25 protein-coding genes and 1 tRNA gene are annotated in these 24,185 nt (G+C 41.3%); 8 read left to right on the forward strand and 18 right to left on the reverse strand.

The window, feature by feature from the left end; genetic code table 11:
- The 14 genes from VB654_RS22020 to VB654_RS22085 form a co-directional block, all read right to left on the reverse strand.
- Positions 1 to 725, reverse strand: a 725-nt coding sequence (locus VB654_RS22020) for an ABC transporter ATP-binding protein (protein ID WP_323215930.1), incomplete at its 3' end; no start/stop codon positions are given.
- A 63-nt stretch (positions 726 to 788) separates the two neighbouring features.
- Positions 789 to 1,013: an indolepyruvate ferredoxin oxidoreductase subunit alpha gene (locus VB654_RS22025; RefSeq protein ID WP_323215931.1), complete on the reverse strand. Its 225-nt coding sequence runs from the start codon at positions 1,011 to 1,013 to the stop codon at positions 789 to 791.
- Positions 1,014 to 1,076: 63 nt separating this feature from the next.
- The gene (locus VB654_RS22030; protein ID WP_323215932.1) at positions 1,077 to 1,448 is read right to left on the reverse strand and encodes a hypothetical protein; all 372 of its coding nucleotides are present in this window, start codon (positions 1,446 to 1,448) and stop codon (positions 1,077 to 1,079) included.
- A 49-nt stretch (positions 1,449 to 1,497) separates the two neighbouring features.
- Positions 1,498 to 3,228 (reverse strand): VWA domain-containing protein, encoded by a 1,731-nt coding sequence (locus tag VB654_RS22035; RefSeq protein WP_323215933.1) that lies wholly within the window; start codon positions 3,226 to 3,228, stop codon positions 1,498 to 1,500.
- A gap of 7 nt (positions 3,229 to 3,235) precedes the next feature.
- Positions 3,236 to 3,889, reverse strand: a complete 654-nt coding sequence (locus VB654_RS22040) for a hypothetical protein (protein ID WP_323215934.1) — start codon at positions 3,887 to 3,889, stop codon at positions 3,236 to 3,238.
- Between the two features lie 309 nt (positions 3,890 to 4,198).
- Positions 4,199 to 6,853, reverse strand: a complete 2,655-nt coding sequence (locus VB654_RS22045; protein ID WP_323215935.1) for an ABC transporter substrate-binding protein — start codon at positions 6,851 to 6,853, stop codon at positions 4,199 to 4,201.
- Between the two features lie 61 nt (positions 6,854 to 6,914).
- Positions 6,915 to 8,024, reverse strand: coding sequence for a DUF1822 family protein (locus VB654_RS22050; RefSeq protein ID WP_323215936.1), 1,110 nt, complete (start codon positions 8,022 to 8,024; stop codon positions 6,915 to 6,917).
- 40 nt (positions 8,025 to 8,064) lie between these two features.
- A complete protein-coding gene (locus tag VB654_RS22055) occupies positions 8,065 to 8,760 on the reverse strand; it encodes a hypothetical protein (protein ID WP_323215937.1) in 696 nt (231 codons plus the stop codon).
- A gap of 30 nt (positions 8,761 to 8,790) precedes the next feature.
- Positions 8,791 to 9,027 carry a hypothetical protein gene (locus VB654_RS22060; protein WP_323215938.1) on the reverse strand — a complete coding sequence of 79 codons (237 nt, stop codon included), beginning with the start codon at positions 9,025 to 9,027 and terminating at the stop codon, positions 8,791 to 8,793.
- Positions 9,028 to 9,189: 162 nt separating this feature from the next.
- Positions 9,190 to 10,401, reverse strand: coding sequence for an ATP phosphoribosyltransferase regulatory subunit (locus VB654_RS22065; RefSeq protein ID WP_323215939.1), 1,212 nt, complete (start codon positions 10,399 to 10,401; stop codon positions 9,190 to 9,192).
- A complete protein-coding gene (locus VB654_RS22070) occupies positions 10,401 to 11,339 on the reverse strand; it encodes a J domain-containing protein (protein WP_323215940.1) in 939 nt (312 codons plus the stop codon). The genes VB654_RS22065 and VB654_RS22070 overlap by 1 nt, the downstream gene beginning before the upstream one ends.
- A gap of 103 nt (positions 11,340 to 11,442) precedes the next feature.
- Positions 11,443 to 12,264 (reverse strand): inositol monophosphatase family protein, encoded by an 822-nt coding sequence (locus VB654_RS22075; RefSeq protein ID WP_323215941.1) that lies wholly within the window; start codon positions 12,262 to 12,264, stop codon positions 11,443 to 11,445.
- 138 nt (positions 12,265 to 12,402) lie between these two features.
- Entirely contained in the window at positions 12,403 to 13,035 is a 633-nt protein-coding gene (locus tag VB654_RS22080; RefSeq protein ID WP_323215942.1) for a thermonuclease family protein, read from the reverse strand.
- Entirely contained in the window at positions 13,025 to 13,393 is a 369-nt protein-coding gene (locus tag VB654_RS22085) for a 2Fe-2S iron-sulfur cluster-binding protein (RefSeq protein ID WP_323215943.1), read from the reverse strand. The genes VB654_RS22080 and VB654_RS22085 overlap by 11 nt, the downstream gene beginning before the upstream one ends.
- Before the next feature lie 104 nt (positions 13,394 to 13,497).
- On the opposite strand from VB654_RS22085, the gene VB654_RS22090 reads away from it, so the two are divergent.
- Both VB654_RS22090 and VB654_RS22095 read left to right on the forward strand, forming a co-directional pair.
- Positions 13,498 to 13,584 (forward strand) — tRNA-Ser (locus VB654_RS22090).
- A gap of 899 nt (positions 13,585 to 14,483) precedes the next feature.
- Positions 14,484 to 15,356 (forward strand): DUF4231 domain-containing protein, encoded by an 873-nt coding sequence (locus tag VB654_RS22095; RefSeq protein WP_323215944.1) that lies wholly within the window; start codon positions 14,484 to 14,486, stop codon positions 15,354 to 15,356.
- A gap of 76 nt (positions 15,357 to 15,432) precedes the next feature.
- Here VB654_RS22095 and moeB read toward each other — a convergent pair whose 3' ends face one another.
- A complete protein-coding gene (gene moeB, locus VB654_RS22100) occupies positions 15,433 to 16,605 on the reverse strand; it encodes a molybdopterin-synthase adenylyltransferase MoeB (protein WP_323215945.1) in 1,173 nt (390 codons plus the stop codon).
- A 216-nt stretch (positions 16,606 to 16,821) separates the two neighbouring features.
- On the opposite strand from moeB, the gene VB654_RS22105 reads away from it, so the two are divergent.
- Positions 16,822 to 17,025: a hypothetical protein gene (locus VB654_RS22105; protein ID WP_323215946.1), complete on the forward strand. Its 204-nt coding sequence runs from the start codon at positions 16,822 to 16,824 to the stop codon at positions 17,023 to 17,025.
- A 60-nt stretch (positions 17,026 to 17,085) separates the two neighbouring features.
- Here VB654_RS22105 and VB654_RS22110 read toward each other — a convergent pair whose 3' ends face one another.
- Positions 17,086 to 17,451 carry a four helix bundle protein gene (locus VB654_RS22110; protein WP_323215947.1) on the reverse strand — a complete coding sequence of 122 codons (366 nt, stop codon included), beginning with the start codon at positions 17,449 to 17,451 and terminating at the stop codon, positions 17,086 to 17,088.
- A gap of 126 nt (positions 17,452 to 17,577) precedes the next feature.
- Positions 17,578 to 18,384 (reverse strand): alpha/beta hydrolase, encoded by an 807-nt coding sequence (locus tag VB654_RS22115; protein ID WP_323215949.1) that lies wholly within the window; start codon positions 18,382 to 18,384, stop codon positions 17,578 to 17,580.
- Between the two features lie 35 nt (positions 18,385 to 18,419).
- On the opposite strand from VB654_RS22115, the gene VB654_RS22120 reads away from it, so the two are divergent.
- The 4 genes from VB654_RS22120 to ggt all read left to right on the forward strand — a co-directional run bounded on the left by VB654_RS22120 (position 18,420) and on the right by ggt (position 22,801).
- Positions 18,420 to 19,175, forward strand: coding sequence for an ATP-binding cassette domain-containing protein (locus VB654_RS22120; RefSeq protein WP_323215951.1), 756 nt, complete (start codon positions 18,420 to 18,422; stop codon positions 19,173 to 19,175).
- Complete coding sequence (locus VB654_RS22125; protein WP_323215953.1) at positions 19,172 to 19,804, forward strand: ABC transporter permease; 633 nt, start codon at positions 19,172 to 19,174, stop codon at positions 19,802 to 19,804. Before VB654_RS22120 ends, VB654_RS22125 begins: the two co-directional genes overlap by 4 nt.
- 58 nt (positions 19,805 to 19,862) lie before the next feature.
- Positions 19,863 to 20,762, forward strand: coding sequence for a glycine betaine ABC transporter substrate-binding protein (locus tag VB654_RS22130; protein ID WP_323215955.1), 900 nt, complete (start codon positions 19,863 to 19,865; stop codon positions 20,760 to 20,762).
- A gap of 194 nt (positions 20,763 to 20,956) precedes the next feature.
- Positions 20,957 to 22,801 carry a gamma-glutamyltransferase gene (ggt, locus tag VB654_RS22135; RefSeq protein ID WP_323215958.1) on the forward strand — a complete coding sequence of 615 codons (1,845 nt, stop codon included), beginning with the start codon at positions 20,957 to 20,959 and terminating at the stop codon, positions 22,799 to 22,801.
- Between the two features lie 4 nt (positions 22,802 to 22,805).
- On the opposite strand, the gene VB654_RS22140 is transcribed toward ggt, so the two are convergent.
- Positions 22,806 to 23,063 carry a hypothetical protein gene (locus tag VB654_RS22140; RefSeq protein ID WP_323215959.1) on the reverse strand — a complete coding sequence of 86 codons (258 nt, stop codon included), beginning with the start codon at positions 23,061 to 23,063 and terminating at the stop codon, positions 22,806 to 22,808.
- Between the two features lie 551 nt (positions 23,064 to 23,614).
- Between VB654_RS22140 and VB654_RS22145 the strand changes: the two genes are divergently transcribed.
- Positions 23,615 to 24,185: aldo/keto reductase (locus VB654_RS22145; protein WP_323215961.1), on the forward strand; the 571-nt coding region annotated here is incomplete at its 3' end.

Raw genomic sequence — 24,185 nt, forward strand, 5'->3', positions numbered from 1 at the left:
TGGGTTTTACCTGCGCCTAAGTATAGTTCTCCTACTTTGGGATCATGCAATAATTCTTGACCAGGGCCTGAAATCGCATCACGTCCTGATTCAAGTACATAACCCCGGTCAGCCATTTCTAAGGCTTTTCGGGCGTTTTGTTCTACTAAGACAATCGCTGTACCTGTTTGATTAATTTGTTTAATTTGCTCAAAAACTTGGGTTACTAAGATGGGAGATAAAGCCGCAGAAGGTTCATCTAGTAGCAGCAAACTTGGTTCCAACATCAAAGCTTTGCCCATAGCCAACATCTGACGTTCTCCACCTGATAGCGTACCAGCACGTTGACGACGGCGATCGCTTAATCTGGGAAACATGGTGAAAATCTGATCTTTCAAGGGTTTTAGGGGAACATCACGGACAAAAGCCCCCATTTCTAAATTTTCCTCAACACTCAAGGAAGCAAAAACATTAGTTAGCTGTGGTACATAAGACATTCCTTTCCTGACAATTTGATTGGACTTTAACCCAGCAATATTTTCATTTTTAAACGTAATTGTGCCAGTATGTGGAGTTAACAGCCCAAAAATAGTTTTAGCTAAGGTGGATTTACCCGCACCATTGGGGCCAATCACTGTCACCAATTCACCGGGTTTCACACAAAAATTCACCCCTTGCAGGATATCTATATCTTTGCTGTATCCGGCGTGGACATCTTTAACTTCTAGTAAATAGTCATTAGTCATTAGTCGTTAGTCATTAGTCAACAGCCAAGTTAACAATAACTATAGACTGTTGACTATGTAATTTTAAGGTGTTTTTTGTAATTCGGGTCGTTCTTCAGGCAGGATCGCATCTGCTACAGGGCAAACTTGGATACATATACCACAATCGATACAGGTGGCAAAATCAATCCAATACCAATCGGTTCCTTTGACATTTTTGCCTGGGCCTTCATGAATACAAGCTACTGGACAAGCATCTACGCAGTCAGCAACGCCTTCACAAACATCAGTCACAATCGTGTGCGGCATTTATTTATAGATTCCCTTTCTTTCGGATCAGCTATATATAGCCTAGCAATTAGTCTCTAATATCTACTGAGTACATTCCAAAAGTTGGGATTGAGGATAGCTGGCGCGTAATTCTAACTGGCGTTGTGGTGACGATCGCCCATAAGTGGATAATTGTGCTAATGTTTGAGGTTCTGGTGGAATTGATAGATGTTCTTCTCCAAGACTGCTGAACAAAATCACAGATTGTAATTGCAACCGACGCTGCTGGTGCTGTTGATAAAGTTGACTGTAGGTTTGCACAACCTGCTGCCATTCTGTTGTAGGACAATAGCTGCGATCAATGAGTACGGTGATTGCCGGCATTCCCGCAAACCTACTGATTAGCATTCCAGTGATCAAAAAAGCTAACCAACTCAGTCCTAGAGTTTTGAGAAGTTGAGTTTTGAGGTTCATGTTTATTCGTAATTTTTGGGACTGCTATTGAGAATTTGCTCTGACTGAATTAGAGATTTGTCTGGAATAAATCTTTGAGCAGAACTTGTACCTTTTCGGGTGTACCTTGGTAAACAGTGCCTTCTCGAATGGACGCGATCGCTGCTAATTCCTGCTGATTCACTTCACCATAGGCAATGGGATACACTCTCACTCCACTATGCTCAATCACAGCTTTAATTTCTCTAAAACGGATGCCTTTAGTTCGTTTTCCATCTGTGAGTAATAGGAGGTAGAATTGACCATCTGGATCAATTTTTTTCTTTTCCATCAGGTCTGCTAAACCTACAACAAGTCCGTCATAGAGGGCAGTTCTACCATCAGGTCGCAATCGGTTAATGGCAACAAATAACCGCTTTTGTTCTAACTCGTTGAAGGGTGCAAGAGTTAGCCAACGTGTGACGCGATCGCTAAAGGAGACTAACCCAATCTGATTATCCCAGTTAATTTCTTGACTGGCCACGCGTAACGCTTCCTGAACAGCTCCCAGACGGTTATTTCGCTCCATGGAACCACTGGTATCGACAACTAACTCCATATACACTGTCCGTCCACCATCCTTACGCTGTTTCCAGAATGACTGAGCAGCTTTTAATACTTCACCAGATGGTATGGGGGGAAATTGACCTTGCTGGAGATACTTCGTTTCTTTATATCCCTGTTCCTCTGCCAATTTTTGCATAGGTGCAGAAGTGGCAAACTCCGCGAATTTACTCAAAGCCTCTTGCTCAGATGCCGTATTCCAGTCAAATCCTGCTAATGGTGAATTTTCCGGTATACCGAAGGGAACATAAGCTAATTCGGCAAATTCTGGCTGTTTCTTTAAATTCACATAGCTCTGGTAAGCCATAACGATGGCTTGAAACTTCTGGGGATTGCGAATCCAAATTTGTTTTAAATCTAGATATGTGGGTGTCGTCAGGGCGATTTGTTTTTGGAAGGTGCTAAAGACAGAACTGATTTGGGGAGATTCTAGTTCAGCAATAGTTAATGGTTTACTATCTTGAGTACGACCTGCTGAACGCCAAAGCAATGAATGTAGAAAATTTAACGCTGATGAGGCAATATATGGATTGGAATAACCAACTGTGATTTTACCTGCGAGAATAGCATCCATGAGTCTGTCAAACGTCACCTCTCCACCTTGAGCTAATTCTTTATACACCTGGGGTTGAACGGCAAAAATAGCTTGATTCGAGGCTAACGCCGGCGCAATATCTCGGAGGGGTAATCCTTCCGCTTTCAGTAGTTCTAACCACATCGCTGTTGCTGGTGTATAACCTGCGGGTTTGCCTTTTCTGGCAGTTAAAATCTGCGCGGCCAATCCAGAAGGAATATTCCGAATCCCCACTTGAATAATCTGCCCAGATTTCAGCTTTTGTTTTTGCTGATTATATTTTTCAGCGACATCAACTAACCAACGTTCATCCTCTCGTTCTCCATTAGCTTTTTCAGCCGAACTGTAGATTTCTAGATAGACAATATTGGGATCATTGCTAGGCTTGGCACCATACAGAGGGAAAGTATTTGGATCAGGAACAGAATCAGTGATCGGCGGAATGACAGCATTATAAGCAGCAGTATCAGTTACCAGTTGTGACTCTAATTTAATCTGAGGTAAAAGATGTTCACGCAGATGAATATCGGCACTTGCAAATGAATTAATAGAGGTTGTATAAGCAAACAAAAAACTCAGGCATAGTCCCATCAATAGCCAACCTATTAAATGTAATTTTTTCATTTTTTTTCTAATTTCCTAAAATTCCTTGTTCATTTTCATTGATTAGCGTTTGTAGACGCTGACAAATTGCAGTAGGAGTATAATTTGAACGACGCTCTAGGGTTTCTAACACCATTTGATCGTGCAGTTCCTGAAGTTTGTCATAAGTCTGATGGAGTCGTTTTTGACTACTTGTTAACTGTTGTTCTGCCAAATTTCGATAGCGTGGTGTTTGCACTTTTTGAATAACCTGTAATGCTTCCACTAGTTGGTAAACTAAATCTAAAACAGTGTGCAAAGTTTCCAACAAATCTGGAGTGAATGTTGATTCTTGTTCAGCAATTTGTCTGGCAATCTGCTGAATGCTTTGAGCTTGTTGCTTTACTGATTGCCATAGAGCTAGAGAAGGTTGAGGAATTTGGTAATTTAAATGGTTGAGATGATTGCTAAAAACATCAATTTGCAGTAGATTTGTTGAGGTGATTTTGGGACTATTTTTGAGATTTTTGAGTTGGATATACCAGGAGGCGATCGCTAAAGCCACAATTACTGCACCGCTAAGTAAAACAGTCAAACGTATTCCGAGCCAAAAAACAAAGATAATATAACCAACTAATAACCCAGTGAGTAATAATTGATGATCAGAAAACCGGAAATAATAACGCTTGGGTTTATGTGTCATAAATAGATGATTTTGATGTTGATAAATTAATTGACAGCAAAATATTGGCAAATAATTAAATCATTTACTGACTGTGCAATTAAGTTGGGAAAATTTTTATTCCGCTAAAGGACTATCGAAAGTTAAAAATCAAAATCACCAATTCGTTACATAACTTTACAAATAATCCTTGTGTGTAGGGTGTGTTATTTCTTCCTTATCCCCCCTGCACCCTGCACCCTGCCCCCCTGCCTACCTTAACTAGTACCAGTATTAGCTAAAGGAGCGGCGGTAGCTGCCTGCACCCTGCACCCTGCCCCCCTGCCTACCTTAACTAGGGCAAGAATCATCTTTGACGAGATCAAATCTCAATTGCTCATTTACCGTCACAATTCCCCTAGTAGTAATTTCTCGGCGATCGCCTCTAGCATCAAAACTAATCAACTTTCCTTGGATTGTGGCACTAGAAGCAGCTGCCCCTTGGAGAATTCCCGTATTGGCTAATTTCTGCCGAATATCTTCTCTAGTTACGGGAGATTCTGATAGTTTAATGGCTTGCAGTACTGCCTGTACAGCCTCGTAAGCCAAAGCTGTCCGACGATTTAAGTCACCACCCCAGTATTCATTAACTTGTTTCGCAAAATCTTGTGCGCCACATTTTTGCGGATGCCAATCAACCGCTAAATAGAGACTATTGACTGTAGCAATCTGAGCCTGATCAATAACTTCTTGAAGATAGAGAGGATTTGCCCCTAAAATTGGTTTTTCTCCATTGTTAAACTTAATGACTTCAATTGCTGTTTGAGCCGTTATAGTATTGTCAGTACCCCCATCGGCTAAGACTGCCAAGGCATCTGCATCTGCAAGCTGTGGTGTAATTTGACGAATATCAAAGTTAGGGTCAGAAATATCAAATTTAGCAATTATACTGCCTTTAAATGCTCTCAGCACGAGAATAAATTGCTCTAACATATCTTTGCTAAATAACTCCTGAGAGTTATAAAAAGCAACTACTTTTGGCTGGGGTTTTTTGAGAACATCAACTAAATACTGGACTAGACTTTGAGCCTCTACTCGACTAGATGAAACAGTCCGGAAAAATACTTTATAAGGATCACCACCACAAGCCGGACTTGATGGAAGATTCACAAGGGTACTGGTGGGGGAAATCATCACCAGGGGATTTGGTTGACGAGAATAAACGTTTAAAGCTGCACAGGTGTTAGGAGAGGTGTAATGTCCCACTACAGCAAGAATTTTGGCATCTTCAAAGAGAATTTCTGCTACTCGTTGAGTTTGTTCGGTGTTGTTGTTATCGTTAGCAATCACAACTTGTAAATTGATTTCTTGTTTAACGGCCATATCTTGCCCTTGTGCAACTCCAAATAAAATATCTAATCCAGCCGTAAAATTTAATGGTGCGGCTACTGCAATAGTGTAAATTGGTAAATTCGGATTTTGGCGATGGCGATGAATTACGAAGGCATTATTTCGATAAATTAAAACTTCTGGGTCTTGTAGTGCGGCTAAAGCTGCTTGACTAATAGATGGAATTGCTTTATTTTGTTGTGCCAGATTACGCAGCTGATCAAAAATCTTGACTGCATCTGCATATTCACCTTGAGAAAATACTGTAATCCCTTGTTTTTTTAAAGAAAGATATGGCTCGCTTAATTCTACTTTGCTGTTAGAAATTAATTTTTCACCCATCCCAATATAGTTATCTAGTGGGGGCAATGGGCTAAGACAAATTGAGGGGAAAATCTGACATCGGTGAATTACTAATGGAGCCGCTACAGCGATAATTGCAGCTAAAATAGACCCTATAATTAAATTAGGACGAGATAGATAAGCTTGCCAACGAGAAAGTATTGAGGGAGCAGGCCAAACTAATTCTGGCTGATTGGGATTGAGGCAAAGAATAGGCAACCAGGAAGCAGCCGGAAAATTGTTTCTTTGGATAGATTCGAGGCGATCGCGAGCTTCACGGACTGCTAAAAATAAAGGTGTACCCTGAGAAAATTGTGCTAAAAAATAAAGTAAGAATTGACGCGCAATCACATCGGGTACAGGTTCCCGCATCACAATCACGGCTGGAACTTTCAATTGAGCTAAAAAATCTGCCATTTTTAGACCATCACAGGAATTAAAGATGGCTAACTTTAAACCTCTTTTAACGGCTCTGGTTAAGCTTTGATTTAACGCATTTAACGGTAAACAATCACCTTCACGAATTTGGATCTGTCCATTTCTACCTTGACTGGAACTATGTCCGGCAAAAAACAAGATATCCCAATCTTGATTAAATAACAGGTCAGACAACTCTTGATCAGTCGGCTCTGATTTGAATGTAATTTTTGCTCCTCGCTGTTTTAAAAGTCCTAAAGCTTTTTGATCGTCGTCTAGTTGTAAACCACCATGAGAACTACCAAAAATGGCTAAAACTTTGATGGGTGCTTTCAGGGCTGGAACTTGCTGACCAAATCCAGAGAATAAGGCCAGTTCAGCATTGGGAAGGTTGGTAAATAAATCCCAGATATGCCAAGGTAGGCGACGCAGCAGTTCATTTTGGTGGTGACATCGAATAATAATGGGGACAGATTTATCAGTTGTAACTTTTGTATTTGCCCGAATGCGATCGCGTAAATTCTTAAATGCTCTATCCTGAAACCATTCTCGACAATAATCTTCTAGAGTTTGAGCGCTTTCTCTCCATCTTTTTAAAACGGCTACATTCGTTTCCTGTCCTGAAACCGCTTGCAGTTGACGACTACCATCTAGGGATATATCTTGCCATTCTTGATACCACTGTGGCATTTGGGGAGCAGCCGGAATAGGAGATAAACCATGATCTTCTTCAATAATCACACCATCTTCTAAAATCTGAAGCGTTACAGAAAACCCCTCAGCAAAGCTACCGCTACTAATCTCAATAATAACGGCGACATCTTGGGGAGTTTTAGGGCTAGAGGGAAGTTTAGCCATAAATAACAGGGAGGGTGTGGAGGTAAAGAATAGATAATCTAGATAAGCATAATTAAGCAAACTAAACAACAAAACTATCAATAAAGCTGGCATCATTCAACACAACATGGACACTGAAGCGATCGCCTATGTCTGCTGTGAATTTAAACTGGATATAGTCGTCTTGTGGTCGTGATTCCACTGCAAAAAACTGATTTCCGGTTTCATCTAGTCCGATTAATTTTAATCCTGTTGGCAGCGCATACATCTGACTTAGCGGATACAACCGCAGCAGCATTAATACCCGATTATCTGACTTAGGCAAAACACCCACCATCAGTAATACAGAATTCCCCATGAGATAAATGCCCAAATCCTTCCCACTAATTACCGGACAGGCGGGATGTTGAGGATTGATTTCCCATAACAATTCGGCAGCTTGCCAGCGAATTTCATCATCCGAGGTAGTTTGAATCACTTTTACCAAAGCTGATTCCGAATTTAGATCCACTGGAATAGGTTCTACCAAATTACGAGTATGTCGGCGATAGAGTTGTTCAATCCGTTGTTGAATTGGGTTATCACTTCGTTGAAGTTGTATCTGTTGTGTGGCAATGTTTCTGATTCTGTTGAATAAGTTTTTTGGGGGTTGCCAATCAGATTCAAATATGTGTTTGCGCCATTTCCCCAGTTGAATTATTGGTTGTGGCGATCGCTCTGGGGTTAAATATTCTAGGAACACATCCAGGGGTTGAAAATAGCTGCGTGGTAACTCTGATACAGAGACAGATTCCACAAACCCTAACATTTGTCCCTCTTGGTAAGGTTCATCAATTTGAATGATCATATAGCCAATGCGTTCTGACCACACTTCTGGGGGAACTAGACATTTGCGATCGCCTTGACGTAGAGAACGACACTCTAAAAAGCCTTGCAAAGCCGGAATATACAAATCAGCAGTGTTTTCTAACAGACGTTCGAGAGGATTCCAACTATGACTAATTTCCAAATCGGTATCAATCCCTAACAGTTGCAAATAGCGCTGAGTCACCAATACAGCCAAGGTATTACGATAAACTTGTTCTGACTGCTGTTGAGTTGGCTGTTGTTGAGCAAACTGATCAGCTTGTTGGCGATCTCTGGCTGTAATGGGAATAGTAATCGGACTAAATTGTGTAGCAGTATCAATCATGATTCCTATTAAAGAAAATATCTAGAAATTTTATCGAGCATTATTCAGCCAACAACTGTTTAAAAATACGGAAACACCTTGTGCGACAAAACCTTTTCAGTGATAACCCTTCCAGTCCATATTGTTGAGCGATTGTATCCCAAGAGAAATTTTCTGATCCTGAATCGCGCAACACTAGCAATATCTGCATCAACACAACCTGACAGTTGACATGAGAATGTTGCTGCATTTGACAACTTTTGCATAAATGTGAATTATTTTGCACTAAAATTAGCCATTCTTCGATAGTTTGCTCCCAGCGATCAGGATGAGGACAAGGAGGATAAATCTTTTCGTCATCTTCTCCATCAAGAGGATGTAACCGATTTTTTTCTTCCTTGGCTTTTTCTCGAATCACATCTAAAATCATCCATCTCAGCTTTTGGTTAAACCAGGTGACAAAGCTGGCTTTTTCAGGGTTATACCTCTGACAAAAATCTTCTAAAAACCATACCCAAGTTCGTGATAGTGCTTCACTATATATATCTGGTGATATCCTGTCACCGCACCAAATCAACCGAGAAGAAGTCATCATTGTAATGATCAAAGTCTTGGCTTGATGTGGATCATCAGGTTGACAGGCTTGTTCAAATAGCCATTGACGGGTAGGAATATCGTTGATAATTTCCTGGAGCTTTTGACGTTGCTGTAATAGCTTGCTCTTTTCTATTGGGTCATTAAAAGCTGCTTGAACCAAGCTCCTCAAGTCATTACACATAAGGGTTATCTAGATCCCACCAGTGAAGAAAGTTCTGAGTTCTGAGTGCTGAGTGCTGAGTGCTGAGTGCTGAGTGAAGAAAGTTCTGAGTTCTGAGTGAAGAAAGTTCTGAGTTCTGAGTGCTGAGTGCTGAGTGAAGAAAGTTCTGAGCAGAAACAAAGTAGGGGCGGGTTTATTCAAATTATTATTGGTAATTGAACATATCTGTAAACCTGTCCCTACATCAAGGCTTTGAGCAATTAACAATGTCCTAACCTCCTTGGCGGTTGCTATACCTGGTAGGTTATCGGCCGTAGAGACGGGAATAGGCTCAATTGTTTACAAAACTTTATAAAATTTTGCAGTGGGGGCGGGTTTGGCTATTCATGATTAATCAGGAATATTAATCACCCCGTCCCTACTTTCTAACTAACGCAATGATTCATTCACAATTGAACCATCAGATTTAATCCAAGCAATTTCAGCAATGCCGCGATCGCTTGCGTATTGTCTCGTAGCTTCCACATCTCTGCCGCCTAAATCCATTTCAACCCGTACCAAATCTGTAGAATTACGCAGTTTTTGGGCATGGGCAAAGGCCGCAGCTTCAACATTTGGTGTCTGGGCTACTACTAACCAGTCACTAGCTGGGGTTGATTGCGGTAATTGCTGAGTGGATAGAAGAACTTGATATAAATCTTCGATATTAAGTACAAAACCAATACCGGGAATATCTTCGCCTTGGGGGTGATATAGTCCTAAAAGCTTGTCGTAACGACCACCACGCCCTAAAACTCTGGCTTGTGAATCCGTATCGCTGACGATTTCAAAGACTATGCCAGTGTAGTAGTCTATGGTCTGAATTAAGCTCAGGTCAAGAATTAAAGGAAAATCTCCTTCAGATTCTAATAACTCCACCACAGATTTGAGGTTATTTACAATCTCTTGTTGTTCTGGATCTAAACCAAGGCTACTAACTTTTTGCAAGACATCGGCGCTGTCACCGCGTAAATCCATCATGATTCTGGCGCGATCGCGCAGTTGATCACTGACGGGTAAATTATCTATGGCTATGCGGTCAAGATGAGCGATCGCAGTACGGACTTGAGCTTGGATATTCACTGGAAAGGCATCAAGAAGCGATCGTGTAATTCCCGCTTCGCCTAAAATTAAATGCCAATTTTCCAAACCCAATGCAGCCAAACAATTTTTCGCCAGTAGCAGCACTTCGGCATTTGCCAACAATCCGCCCACACCTAACAACTCAACCCCAGACTGATAAAACTCTTGCTGGCGATTGTGCCTGTTTTCCCAAGTGCGGCGAAAGACATTGGCATTGTAGTAGAGGCGTTGGGGATAGGTGACATTTGCCATGCGTGTAGCCACTGCACGAGCAATAGAAGCTGTCAACTCTGGACGCAACCCTAATTCTTCATCTTCACCATTTTGCAATTGAATCACCATCTGGCGCTGAATTGCTTCTCCCGCCATCAAAGTATCCATGCGTTCCAACGTAGAAGTGATAATCCTGTGATATCCCCAACGATGAAACACCTGCTGTAACCTATCTTCAATCCAGCGTTTTTGAGCCACATCTAAAGGTAATAAATCCCTCGCTCCCGCTGCTGGTTGATACACCATTATTTTTTATTCCCACCAAAAAAACCACCAAACATACCCCCACCTCCAGACTTATCTGGTTGATTATTACCATCAGGAGGAGGTGAAATTACTTTTGAGCCACCCGATTGTGTCCCTAAAGCCTTTTCTATTTTAGGTTTCCATGACAACGCAATTTCGTTGTTGGGATCTAATTTCAAAGCATTATCAAAATGAATTTTAGCCATTTTCACCTGATTTTGCTTCAAATATACCAAGCCAATCAAACTATGGCAGTGACTATTTTTAGGTTCTAGCTTGAGAGCGTCCTGTAACTCCACCTTGGCTTGAGAAAATTGCTTTGCGTTAATTAAACCTTCAGCACGGCGAACATACTGCTCGAAAGGCGAATCTTCTTTAACTACTGGGGGTGGAGGTGGAGGTGCTGTATTTGGCTTGATGGTACTGGAATGAGCCAACGACTGTGGCGAGTTAGAGGTATTAGCCGCACTCCGCATGAGGTACACTAAATTTAACTCGCTGATTTGGGATATGATTTGAGTCGATTGTTCTAACGAATCATATTGGGTTGCAGCTATTTTAGCGATCGCACTTTTGTAAAAAAAATCAATATTAGGGGCATTAACTAATTGTTTCGCCAAATCGCTACTCAAGTCCAGTGAAGTAGATTCTTGTGCCAGACGCTTACCTATTTGAGACAGAACTATAGTGTATTCTGAGTGAATACGTTCTTTAGAAAGGTTTTCATAAGCTGGGTTAACCAACTTGGATAATAATTCATTAGCCTGCTGCTTTTCCTCAGCACAGGTAATCGCCTTGCTATCCGGGTGCAAACGGCGAGCAATTTGCAGATAACGTTTACGTATATTCTTCGCATCCGCATCAATGGAAACACACAAAATTGCGTGATAATCTATCAAATCATATTTAAACAATCCACGATCTATTTTTAAATACATAGAGCGGTTCTGCACCAAAAGAGCTTGAGCTTTTTTATAGTTTACTTCGCTTCATCCGTATTTTGTCAGTAGTTAATAGCCATGTATCATTTATTAGTTTTTTTTATCTCCTTGATTTCCAACTTGACAAAGGCGGAACTTCTACTAACTCATGACTCAGATGATTATGAATATTACCATTAGTAGCCAGAATTCTACCTGATGCAATTTGGAAAGAAGTACCATTGTATGCAGTAACCTTTCCCCCAGCTTCTCGTAATAAAACTACACCTGCAACAACATCCCAAGGAGAAATTCCCCGTTCCCAGTAACCATCAACACGCCCACAAGCAACATAAGCCAAATCAAGGGCGGCGGAACCACTACGTCTAACGCCTTGGGTAAGATGGGTTAAGTGGCAAAATTCGGCATAATTATTATCCAAGGTTTCCCGGCGATCATAAGCAAATCCTGTTACCAGTAGGCTTTTGCTCAGTTCAGATATTTCTGAAACCTTGATAGAATGACGGTTGCGCGTCGCGCCTAAGCCAGTAGCTGCCCGAAATAGCTCATTATGAAAAGGGTCATAAATTACACCAACCTGCGGCTCACCATCAACTAATAACCCAATAGAAACAGCAAAAGCCGAGTATTGATGAGCGAAGTTAGTTGTGCCATCTAAGGGGTCAATAGCCCAAAGATACTGATTATCTTGATTTCCTAATTTCCCTGATTCTTCAGCCAGGATAGAATGTTCAGGAAAGTGGCGACGCAAAATTTCCAAAATCACCGCTTCTGAAGCCTTATCCGCAACAGTGACTAAATCGCCAGGGCGACCCTTTTCAGTAATAGCATCTTCTAACTTACCCAAATACCCTTGTAAAACCGCACCCGCAGCCAAAGCCGCTTCCGTCGCAATATCTAGAAAAATTTGTAAATTAGTCATTGTTCATTGGTCATTGTTCATTGGTCATTAGGTCAAACACCAAACCCGGATTTCTCACTCCTAACTCCTCACTCCTCACTCAGCACTCCTAACTCCTCACTCCTCACTCCTCACTCCTCACTCAGCACTCAGCACTCCCTAAAGATTTCGACGACGAAATTCAGCAGGAGGAATACCCATAGGTTTTTCTGGATTCCAGATGCCTTTTCCCATGAGTCTAGCCCATTGTTGGGCGCGTTCCAAGCGCTGGTCATATTTGTGGTTAGGCGATCGCCCCACAAAGATCGCATATCCTTGTTTCAGGATTTGTTCATTCAATAACTGCTGGTCTTTCCACACATAAGCCAAAGTGCGACCAATTTTATCTTTGCTGGATACATCAAATTCTAGAATTACCGGTTGTTTTTGATCCCCAATCAACTTCGCTAAAACTTCTCTAGACTCATCTCCCCACGGGTGCTGTCCTAAATCTGGTGCATCAAGACCAACTAACCGGACACGAGAAATCAAATTTGGTTGTTCAGCCAGACCCAAAACTTCCAAACTTTGCCCACTAACTACCCGCGCCACCGTTACCTCAGCCTGATTGCTTACCGTTTGATGATCAGCTTGACAACTCACCAGCAACAACAAACAACCCAAAAGGACAGTTTTCCTCACTAAGACATCAAAACAGCCCTTTGCGTCTACTCTGGCAGATCGCGGAGTGCGATTGCGCCTACTCTGCAAGAACGGCTTTGCCGAATGCGTGAACAAAATCTTAATCCTCATCTAACGGTAAACCAGCCTTCACTTTACCCCTGGCAAAATAGCGCCCAAATTGCAACTCATAAACCTCATCCTCATCTTGAGTTTCCACCTCCAAATCAGAACGGGCGTAACTCACGCATAACAAAGCGTAACCTTGACGGCGTAACGCAGGAGATAATCCAATAGCTTCCGGTTGGTAAATTTCCCCAGAAATTACCCGCACAGCGCAAGTTGTACAAGCCCCATTGCGGCAAGAAAACGGCAGTTCCCCTCCTTGCTGTTCAATGCTGTGGAGAATGTAGCGGTCGTCTGGAACTTTGTGACTGTATTCTTCGCCTGTGGCGCGATCGCGGACTTTTATCGTATATTTATCAGGCATTTTGATTTAAGATTTCGATGTGAACTTCAAGATTAATTTAATCTGCTTACTTATATATTTGCATTTTCTGGGATTTCATAGTATAGTTGTAAATCGTTGCCCCTGGAGAGGTGGCCGAGTGGTTGAAGGCGCAGACCTGGAAAGTCTGTTATGCGGAAACGTATACGAGGGTTCGAATCCCTCCCTCTCCGTTTTAAAGTCTTGTAGAATTCCCTACCCTGAAACTACTCATAAGGTGATAATTGGGATTATGGAATGAGGATCGTATCTGATAAAAATTTTTTTTGTGATAGCAACTGCCAATGAAGTGAGGGCATTGTTGATCAATTATTGTTTGTAATTAGGGCTGGCTGAATAAATATAAAACCTAAATACATCAAAGGTTTGAGGCTGATAAACCCGAAAGTAGGTGCGAACGGTTTTTGAAGGGTGTACCATCAAAAGTGTGAATTTTGGGTTGAATAAATCAGAAAATTTGGGGATGACAAATAGCTGAAACTATTGCCGATTCCCTGTTCCCTACCTCCACGCTACGCGAACAGCAAACCCTAAGTATATCTGTTATAGCTTGTGTAACGTAACCATACACTCCCCTACTTGGTTTCTACTCAGCACTCAGCGCCCTTCTGTTGCTATGACAGTAGCTCTATATAGCTTGAATATGGTCTAATCTATTAAAAAAGCTGAATTATGTGAATTTCTCATTGCCGCTTATCCATTGTTGGACTATACTCGGATGTGTTCCGATAATAACAACTCCTAGAGAAATTAAATACACCCGTTTTTGGCTGAGTCAGGTATACCCGACATAGCCATAGAATTGACTAATCACAGATGAATACAGATGATTCTGTACTTAGTGCAGGATGGCATCAATCAGCATACCATCTCAAAAAATTCCCAATCCCAAAATACAAGCATTTTAACTTTTTAGTACCGCAACGCGGAAGTCAAAAGTTAGAAAAAACTGCAAAAATCCAGAAGCATTAGATATCTAGAAAAATAGTCCAAATCTCAAGCTATTGCCAATTCAGAATCTAAACTTTTGGGTTATAATTTTTCACTAAAAAACACCTACAGACACCAAACAATGACTACACCAGATTTAATGATTGACAATCTCACAGAAAATACAAACGCTGAAATTATGGGTAATACCTCTGTTTCGGGCGACCAGAAAAGATTGTTAATTCTGAATATAATTGAAAAATTGTTGATAGCAGTACTACTATTATCTAGTATTATTGTTATTAGTTTTTCCAAAAATGAAACCTTTGTTCTTTATGGTGGAATATCTATCTGTTTCACAGTTTTTCTATTGCTGATCAATAGACAATTATTTCAAGATTTGCAAAAAGCCGCCAATAAATACGAAACCAACAAAAAAGCAGAAATATATACGTATTTATTAAACAATAACTCTTGGCAAGTGAAGAATTTTTCTCCAGTTAAAGCCAAGGCTTTACAATACTGCCAAGATTTAATCGACTACTATAAACAGGTTCGGAATTTATCGAGAACGATTTACTATATTCTGCAAATTACAACTGTGGTTTTTTCAGGAATCACACCTATTTTAGTCCTGGTAGATAAAATAGAAGCAGGACAAACGTGGTTGAAGTGGTTGCCAGTTATTTGCCCTGCGATCGCTTCTATACTCGCCAGTATAGTTACGTCGTTCCCTTTTGAAAAGAACTGGATTGCTGCTAACACAGCAGTTGAACTATTAGAAGCTGAAGAAGAAAAATTTGTTTTGGGAGTGACACAACCGTATCGTTTCTATGATATGTCTGACGAAATGGAACAGCGACAAAAAGCCAGTCAATCATTAGAGTACTTTATTAAACAGGTGAATAGCATTCATCTTCAGCAGGTACAGCAGAGTGATGAAAAGCAGCAGCCAGAGTCAGAGAAGAAAGAATTTACCCCAGCTACAGAATCACAGTCACAACCCACGACTTAATTAACAGCAATTTTCCGGTATTACGCATTAGGCGCAGAGAATCAATATGAAATCTCTGCGTTACTTTGCCTAAAACCTAATATTCTGGAACTGAAGGATCGATTTGCTGACTCCAGGCGTTAATTCCGCCTTTAACATTAGTTCCCTCAATTCCGGCTGCCTTGAGGATACCCAGGGCTTTGGCAGACCGTCCGCCTAGCTTACAATGAGCAATCAAGCGATGACCGTTGAGTATTTCTTTGACCTTGGCTACACCGTCGCCGTTTTCAATATCCGGTAAGGGTATCAATACCGAACCCGGAATTTTAGCGATTTCGTATTCATGAGGATTACGGACATCTAATAGCACAAAATCCTTTGCACCACTATCCAGTAGTTCTTTCAATTCCTTAACGGTCATTTCTGACATTTCCATCTGCTGTTTTGCCTCCTCTGCCTTAGCTTGCGGAATTCCGCAGAATTGTTCGTAGTCTATCAGTTTTTCAATAACGGGGCGAATGGGATTTGGACGCAGTTTCAATTCCCGAAATTTCATTTCTAAGGCATCATACAACAGTAATCTTCCATTTAAGGTATTACCTTTTCCCGTGATGATTTTAACTGTTTCGGTCGCTTGAATAATGCCAATCATGCCTGGTAAAATACCCAATACGCCACCTTCTGCACAGGAAGGAACCATTCCTGGTGGTGGTGGTTCTGGGTATAAGTCACGATAGTTCGGCCCACCTTCGTAGTTAAAGACCGTGGCCTGTCCTTCAAAGCGGAAAATGGAACCGTAGACGTTAGGCTTATCTAGCAGTACGCAAGCATCATTCACGAGGTATCTGGTAGGGAAATTATCAGTACCATCCACGACGATATCATAAGGTTTGATGATATCTAGGGCGTTTTCAGCACTGAGGCGAGTTTCGTATAAATCAACCTGACAATGGGGGTTAATTTCATGAATCCGGTTTTTTGCTGATTCAATTTTGGGTTTACCTACCCAGGATGTACCGTGTATGACTTGGCGTTGCAGGTTAGAAGTATCAACGATATCGAAATCTACTATACCAATGCGTCCAATACCTGCGGCTGCAAGATATAACAGTAATGGCGAACCTAGTCCACCAGTACCAATACACAATACACTCGCAGCTTTTAAACGCTTTTGTCCTTCTAGTCCAATTTCTGGCAAGATCAAATGGCGAGAGTAGCGTTCGTAGTCGTCTTTTGTCAACTGGATTTCTTCCAGGTTGGGATTTAGCATAGCAGTTAGGTAGATCAGCCGAGAATATTGATCTTATCGAAAAACGATATTTTTAAATTTTTTCAATTGACTCTGGTTGGAATTGGTGATGATTATCAAGAATCCAACTTTTGACTGTGGCAACTTTACCGTTTTGGACGGAAACTATTATATACGAGTATTTTGCTCAAGCATATAGGCGATCGCATTCTGATGGTGTAGTGGAATTATCAGGTGGTGAGTGTTGACATGACTTGGACAGCGATCGCGCAAGCGCTGACTTGTCAGTTCGCATATCTTTGGCTGTTAGTCTGTACTGTGTCTTCTGAAAAATCATCTGCTTGGGTGTTCCAGGGGTTTTCTATGGGAATGATTTCCATAACCGTGTTGCCCTCCCTACCCAGAAAACCGAGAACTAGTCCACAGCATTCTTCTGGGTAGGTGCTTTGGGAATGGGTACAGATAATTTACAGGTGTTCAGGGAGGAGATGGAGAACGCGACTATTCATCAAAATTGTGACTTTGCTTGTCAATATAAGACGCTAGTAATTCTTTCACTTCCACCACGTCACTGATTAAATGATCATAATCAGACGAGTCCAGCATATTCAACTCAAAGCAAAGCAGCAGGTAATATTCCACCTCAATCACTGCATCTCGCGCCATTTCCAGAAAATCCAATTGCATTTCATAGTCATCGCGATCGCATCCCTGAGCTATCTTAATAGGTATGGCAGCACAAGCTAAACGTATTTGTTGTGTTAGCCCCAGTAATTCCTCTTCTGGAAAGGTCTTAGTAATTTCATAGACTGCAACTGTTAATTGGTGGGCTTTTTCCCATTCTTGCAGTTCTCTAAAGTCTGTCATATCTATAAATTGGTATCCTTGAGGATTAATAGGGTGACCAATGCCTATCTCTAATCATAAGCCACTATTAACCCACCTACTCACATTGAGTAAAATCTAAATTAGATAATAATTTGACATTTTTATTTACATTAATTTCGGCAATTTTTCTAAAAATTTTAGCATAACGGAAATGACTGTATCCAAGGACTCAATCAAAATGCCATGACCACCACCATCAATTACTACCAGTTCAGAGTGGGGAATACCTTGGGCTAGTTGTTCAGAATATTTCACTGGTGTGAGAATATCTTGTCTACCCACTAAAATCAGAGTGGGACAGAGAATATTATGCAGTCGGTCTTGTGTATCACTGCCGAGAATAGCTCTACTATGATGATAGAGTGTGTGTGTCGCTGGTGCAAAAGGATAATTAACTGCCCACTCAATCAATTGTTCTACCATGCCTGGAATAGCATAAAACTCATCGGTAAATATCCAAGGCAATACAACTTGTTCATAAAGCTTCAAGTCTATATGACTGGGGAGGTAGCCCCATGTCGAAATCAGATGATTGAATCTGCCATCACCCTTGGCCAGACTAGAAAGCAAAATTAGACTTTTTACCCTTTCAGGATGGGCTAATACTAGTTCTTGGGCAATTTGACCACCCATTGAATGACCGACTACATTTACCTGATCAATACCGATGTGATCAAGTAATGCTGCTACATCATTGGCCATCTGCTGAATATTATAAGGGCTATCCGGGGCAGAACTGCGCCCCATGCCACGATTATCCACACGAATCACTTGATATTGGGTAACGAGCGATGGCATGATTAACGACCAATAGGAGTGATCGCATAAAAAACCAGCAATTAATAGTAAAGGTTCACCCTGTCCTTTGATGTCGTAGAACAAATCAATGTCGTTAACCGGAACTTTTGGCATAAGTAGTAAATAAGTACCTGTAAAATTAACTTGATATGCAACAACAACTAATTGCTGTTGAATTCCGCGATGTCACCTTTAGCCGCAACCATCGTCCTTTAGTATCTCATCTCAATTTCTCTATTAGTCAAGGAGAAGCTTTAGTCTTACTCGGTCGTAGTGGTAGCGGGAAAACAACGACCATGAAGTTAATCAATCGCCTCTTGACCCCAACACAAGGAGAAGTATTATTTAACGGTCTTCCTACAACTCAATGGGATGAAATTAAATTGCGGCGTAATATTGGTTATGTGATTCAAGAAACTGGTTTGTTTCCCCATTTCACTGTAGAACGTAATGTTGGTTTAGTCCCGACTTTACTCGGTTGGCAATCTAAACAAATTAAAATGCGGGTTTCTGAATTGTTGCAGATGGTAGGCTTAGATCCTGGACAATTTGCGGGGCGTTATCCTCATGAACTGTCGGGAGGACAAAAGCAACGAGTGGGAGTAGCTAGGGCATTAGCCGCAGACCCTCCAGTATTATTGATGGATGAACCCTTTGGCGCACTCGACCCCATTACCCGCTTAGAACTGCAACAAGAATTTCACCGCTTACAACAAGAATTAAATAAAACTGTGGTATTTGTCACCCATGATATTCAAGAAGCCTTTGTTTTAGCTGATCGAATTGGGTTAATGTGTGAGGGAGAATTGGTAGTATTAGGGACAAAGGATGAATTTAAGCAGTCTCAACATCCAGAAAGTTTAGCTTTTTTGCAATGTCTGCAATCACTACAAGAGACTTTATGAAAGACTTTTTTTTAATTAAGTATGGGACAGAAATCCTGCGCCATACCCTAGAACATTTATTTATGGTGAGTATTGCGATCGCCACTGCTACACTCATTGGTATTCCTTTAGGTATTTTAATCACCCGCCAAACTCACCTGCGCCGACCTATTCTCGGTATTGCCAATATTTTGCAAACTATTCCTAGTCTAGCATTATTCGGGTTATTAATTCCAGTGCCAATAATTGGGGGAATTGGGATTATTCCGGCAATTGTAGCTTTAACTTTATACTCCTTTCTCCCTATTATCCGCAATACTTACACTGGTATCATGGGGGTAGATCCGGCGATTCGGGAAGCTGGGCGAGGTATGGGAATGACAGATAAACAATTGTTGTTACAGGTAGAGATTCCCTTAGCAATGGGGGTAATTTTGGCAGGTGTGCGGGTAGCAACAGTCATTTCCATCGGTATCGCTACCATTGCGGCCGCTATTGGGGCTGGTGGTTTAGGCGTGTTTATTTTTCGCGGAATTGCAGTGGTAAATAATCAGTTAATTTTAGCTGGTGCAGTCCCGGCGGCGATGATTGCATTAGTCGCTGATTTGGGTATTGGTTGGCTGGAACAGAAATTAAAAGTTAAAATTTAAAGATTAAAACTTTGGCAAATGATGTGATAAATGCGAGAGTTTTAATTAATAGGAAATCATGAAAAGATTTTTTAGTTGGTGTTTATTAAGTTTTGTATTAGCCATAGCTATTGCCAGTTGTAATTTCACTTCTCCTACTAGCGGTAATGGTGATATTGTTATTGCTTCCAAAGATTTTACAGAACAAGATATTTTAGGTGAACTTTTAGCCCAGCAAATTGAAGACACTACTGATTTAACAGTAATTCGTCGTCCCCGTTTAGGTGGTTCTTTTGTTTGTCATAATGCTATTCTTGCCGGACAAATTGATGCTTATGTTGAATATACAGGCACAGCTTTTACTGGTATTTTAAAACAAGAAGCAGTTAATGATCCAAAAATAGTTCACGAAAAATTAAAACAGGCTTATGCAGAACAGTTTAATTTAGAAATCATGCCCAGCTTAGGGTTTGAAAATACTTTTGCCATGATTATTCGCGGTGAAGATGCTAAACGCTACAATATTCAGACTCTCTCGGAATCTGCTAAATATACACCTCAATGGCGTGGTGGGTTTGGTTACGAATTTTTAGAACGTCAAGATGGTTTTTCAGGATTAGCAAAAACCTATAATCTCAGTTTTGCTAGACCTCCGCAAATTATGGACTTGGGTTTAATATATCGGGCGTTAATTCAAAAACAAGTAGATATGATTGCCGGAAATTCTACAGATGGGCAAATCTCCCGCCTTGGTTTAGTTGTACTGAAGGATGATAAACAATATTTTCCTCCTTATGAAGCTGTGCCTATTGTCCGTAAAGCCACTTTAGATAAATATCCACAATTAAGAACAGCTATAAATCAACTTTCTGGAAAAATTACATCTGATGAAATGCAGCAGTTAAACAATTTAGTTGAGGGCGAATTTCAGGATATTAAAACTGTTGTACGCGAGTTTCGCAAATCTCAGGGATTATAGGAATTTCTGCGTTTAATCGGACATACATATTTTGTTTATAGCTTTGAACCGCATACGATTCAAGGAATCAAATCAACCTCACAAAAATTCTGGATGTAAACTGACTCATATCTTGACAATTCACCTATCAGCCATGCAACAGTAGACATAATGTAGACTGAAAATTCTCAGAAATATCAACCAAAATTCATAAAATGCGTATTTTTGCAGTATCCCGACGGATTGCAATAGCAGTCTTTTCTTGTAGCCTAATTATTTCCAGCCAAGCGGCCATAGCCACTATTACATCGCCTCTACGTAGTAAAAAGGGAATGGTGGTTTCAGCTCATCCATTAGCCAGTGACGCAGGAATTACAATGTTACGCCAAGGTGGTAACGCTGTTGATGCGGCTGTGGCGACAACTTTTGCAATTTCTGTGGTGGAACCATTTTCAGCCGGAATTGGTGGGGGTGGCTTTTTATTAATGCACTCTGGAAAAACTGGCGAAATCAAAGCTTTGGATTTTCGGGAACGCGCCCCCCTGAAAGCGACAAAAGATATGTATTTGGATGCAGCAGGTAAGGTGCGTCGTGATGCAAGTGTAACTGGCTATTTAGCTGTGGCGACACCAGGAACGGTAGCTGGAATGTATGAGGTGCATCGCCGTTATGGTAAGTTATCTTGGGCAGAGGTGATAAAACCTGCGATCGCACTGGCCCAAGATGGTTTTATACTCAGACGTGTATTATCTCCTCATTATTTGACAGTCAACAGTACACGTCTCCAGACCATGCTAAATAACCCCGGAATGCGGGAGATTTTTACTCGTGATGGGGAGTTTTATCAACCGGGGGAAAGATTGGTACAGCGCGATTTGGCGCGGACTTTAACAGATATTGCCCGCAGTCCTCACAGTTTTTATACCGGAAATATTGCCTGGGCGATCGCTTCTGACATGGCTAAAAATGGTGGTTTAATTACTCTAGAAGACCTCAAAGCCTATAAACCAATTTGGCGAAATCCCGTTTGTGGCAATTTCCGTCAAGCTAAAATCTGCTCAATGCCACCACCTTCATCGGGAGGAGTGCATTTATTACAGATGTTAAACATAATTGGTGAGACTGATTTGCAATCTTTAGGATGGCATCACCCTGATGCTTTGCATTTAATGGTAGAAGCCATGAAAATTGCTTATGCTGATCGCTCAGAATATTTAGGTGATCCCGATTTTATCAAAGTCCCTGTAGAACAACTAATCAGCCCAGAATACGCCAGAAAACGCCGTCTAGAAATTGATATGTCAACGGCAAAACCTGCAAGGGAGATTAAGCCAGTTGATTTACCTTCCTTCCCTACTTCCCTATCATGTACGGGTAGGTTGATGAAGAATTTTGTCTCCCCACAGACTGACTGTTTAAACCCGCCCCTACCCACTCCCCACCTGGCGAGAAAAGAATCTACGGAAACTAGCCATTTAACTGTAGTAGATCACGAACATAACGCCGTCAGTCTGACTTTCACCATTAATTTAGGCTTTGGTGCAGGTATAGCGACACCAGGAACAGGTATCGTACTTAACAACGAGATGGATGATTTTGCCGCCGCACCGGGAGTACCCAATGCTTTTGGTTTGGTGGGTAACGAAGCTAATGCGTTAGCGCAGCTCGCCAACGGCATCGCACCTCGCAAAACTCCCTTATCTAGTATGACTCCCACTATTATCACCGAGAATGGCCGTCTCAGGATGGCGGTGGGGACTCCTGGTGGTAGCACTATCATCACTCAGGTCTTGCAAATTATCCTGAATGTGCTGGAGTACCAAATGGATGTAGGTGCAGCAGTGTCTGTTCCGCGCATACATCACCAGTGGCTACCCGATCAGTTACGTGTAGAACGTTGGGGTTTAGATACTCTCACCCTGCAAGAGTTACGTCGTCGCGGACACACAATTAACGAAAGTAACTCTTGGGGTAATGCTAACGCGATCGCAGTCACCGCAGAAGGAGATTTAGAAGCAGCAGCTGACCCTCGTGGTCAAGGTTTTCCCAGTGGTTTCTAATTCCTTATTCCCTTGATATTGATTCTGCATAGCTGCTAGTAAACTCATTTGCCCGTGCGCTATGTACTAAAGTCCAGCCAGCTTTGAGAAGTTTTTGATAAGTTGCCCAACCTTTAGAACCACCGGGAATTTGATAATCAGGGACTGCAAAGTGGGGAAAAGCTGTATAGGGTCGCCAAGGTTGATTGGGTGAGGCTTGCAGATGTAGAATTTTCTCTCCATCGCCGCCAGACTTAGATAACCAGCACATTTGACGTTGCATGGCAAACTCCTTTAAGTTTTGCTTGATTGCATAGTGGCAGAATTTTGTCAATACCTGCCTCAGTCTTGTGGGATAATTAGAAATATTTTTTTATCCACACATATTGGTGATTTTGTGTACTAACTAGAACGGCAAAATTATTTAACTGCTATGGGTTGTAATTAATGGCTTCCTGTAGGAGATAAGGATAAACCAACATTTCTTTTTTACCTGACGATAAGGTTAAGATTTATATCATATTATCTGCGGTTTTTGCGATTGTATGTATCAATAACTACGATTTAGGCAGATATTTCCACATTGAGGCTTTGTTTTGATAGCTACACGAGGGCAAACTGCTGATATTACCTGCGTTTGCAGCATTTTCACAGATGCCAAAAAAATTTGCTACCCCTGTTAAATCTTGCATCAGTCCACTGGAAGTCACAGCCAGTCTTTCATTTTTGACTTTTAACTTTTGACTTGTTCTATATCTACCGTGACTCTGATTTAATTTCTTGCTAAAACCGTTAAATTAGGAAATATTCGGAGATATTAACCAGGTAAGCATCATGGAAAAGCGTAGATTAGGCACATCAGATATTCACATTACACCCATTCTGATGGGGACTTGGCAAGCGGGTAAAGCCATGTGGACGGGAATTGAGGATACTGACTCGATTAACACCATCCGCGCCGCCTTTGAAGCTGGTATTACCACCATCGATACTGCGGAAGTCTATGGTCAAGGACATTCTGAGCAAATTATCGCCGCAGCTTTATCTGATGTGCGCGATCGCGTTGAGTACGCCTCGAAAGTTTTCGCCAATCATCTCAAATATGATTTAGTGATTGAAGCTTGCGATCGCTCCTTAAAAAATCTCAAAACTGACTACATAGACCTTTACCAAATACATTGGCCTTCCGGGTCATTCAATTCGGAAATAGTCCCCATTGCAGAGACTATGGAGGCATTAAATAAACTCAAAGAACAGGGCAAAATCCGGTCAATAGGTGTATCTAACTTTAATCGCGCCCAATTAGCAGAAGCCGCACAGCATGGACGTATTGATAGTTTACAACCCCCCTATTCTTTATTTTGGCGGCAAGTAGAAAAGGATGCCATGCCCTATTGTATTGAAA

Source organism: Nodularia sp. UHCC 0506 (assembly GCF_034931045.1).
Taxonomy (GTDB): Bacteria; Cyanobacteriota; Cyanobacteriia; order Cyanobacteriales; family Nostocaceae; genus Nodularia.

Excerpts from the sequence above, each read along its gene's own strand:
- VB654_RS22030 (WP_323215932.1), bottom strand. The coding sequence starts at position 1,448 with ATGAACCTCAAAACTCAACTTCTCAAAACTCTAGGACTGAGTTGGTTA.
- VB654_RS22115 (WP_323215949.1), bottom strand. The coding sequence starts at position 18,384 with ATGCCAAAAGTTCCGGTTAACGACATTGATTTGTTCTACGACATCAAA.
- VB654_RS22085 (WP_323215943.1), bottom strand. The coding sequence starts at position 13,393 with ATGCCTGATAAATATACGATAAAAGTCCGCGATCGCGCCACAGGCGAA.
- VB654_RS22110 (WP_323215947.1), bottom strand. The coding sequence starts at position 17,451 with ATGACAGACTTTAGAGAACTGCAAGAATGGGAAAAAGCCCACCAATTA.
- VB654_RS22070 (WP_323215940.1), bottom strand. The coding sequence starts at position 11,339 with ATGTATTTAAAAATAGATCGTGGATTGTTTAAATATGATTTGATAGAT.
- VB654_RS22095 (WP_323215944.1), top strand. The coding sequence starts at position 14,484 with ATGACTACACCAGATTTAATGATTGACAATCTCACAGAAAATACAAAC.
- VB654_RS22080 (WP_323215942.1), bottom strand. The coding sequence starts at position 13,035 with ATGAGGATTAAGATTTTGTTCACGCATTCGGCAAAGCCGTTCTTGCAG.
- VB654_RS22050 (WP_323215936.1), bottom strand. The coding sequence starts at position 8,024 with ATGATTGATACTGCTACACAATTTAGTCCGATTACTATTCCCATTACA.
- VB654_RS22130 (WP_323215955.1), top strand. The coding sequence starts at position 19,863 with ATGAAAAGATTTTTTAGTTGGTGTTTATTAAGTTTTGTATTAGCCATA.
- moeB (WP_323215945.1), bottom strand. The coding sequence starts at position 16,605 with ATGCTAAATCCCAACCTGGAAGAAATCCAGTTGACAAAAGACGACTAC.
- VB654_RS22140 (WP_323215959.1), bottom strand. The coding sequence starts at position 23,063 with ATGCAACGTCAAATGTGCTGGTTATCTAAGTCTGGCGGCGATGGAGAG.
- VB654_RS22125 (WP_323215953.1), top strand. The coding sequence starts at position 19,172 with ATGAAAGACTTTTTTTTAATTAAGTATGGGACAGAAATCCTGCGCCAT.
- VB654_RS22075 (WP_323215941.1), bottom strand. The coding sequence starts at position 12,264 with ATGACTAATTTACAAATTTTTCTAGATATTGCGACGGAAGCGGCTTTG.
- VB654_RS22035 (WP_323215933.1), bottom strand. The coding sequence starts at position 3,228 with ATGAAAAAATTACATTTAATAGGTTGGCTATTGATGGGACTATGCCTG.
- ggt (WP_323215958.1), top strand. The coding sequence starts at position 20,957 with ATGCGTATTTTTGCAGTATCCCGACGGATTGCAATAGCAGTCTTTTCT.
- VB654_RS22045 (WP_323215935.1), bottom strand. The coding sequence starts at position 6,853 with ATGGCTAAACTTCCCTCTAGCCCTAAAACTCCCCAAGATGTCGCCGTT.
- VB654_RS22025 (WP_323215931.1), bottom strand. The coding sequence starts at position 1,013 with ATGCCGCACACGATTGTGACTGATGTTTGTGAAGGCGTTGCTGACTGC.
- VB654_RS22065 (WP_323215939.1), bottom strand. The coding sequence starts at position 10,401 with ATGGTGTATCAACCAGCAGCGGGAGCGAGGGATTTATTACCTTTAGAT.
- VB654_RS22120 (WP_323215951.1), top strand. The coding sequence starts at position 18,420 with ATGCAACAACAACTAATTGCTGTTGAATTCCGCGATGTCACCTTTAGC.
- VB654_RS22040 (WP_323215934.1), bottom strand. The coding sequence starts at position 3,889 with ATGACACATAAACCCAAGCGTTATTATTTCCGGTTTTCTGATCATCAA.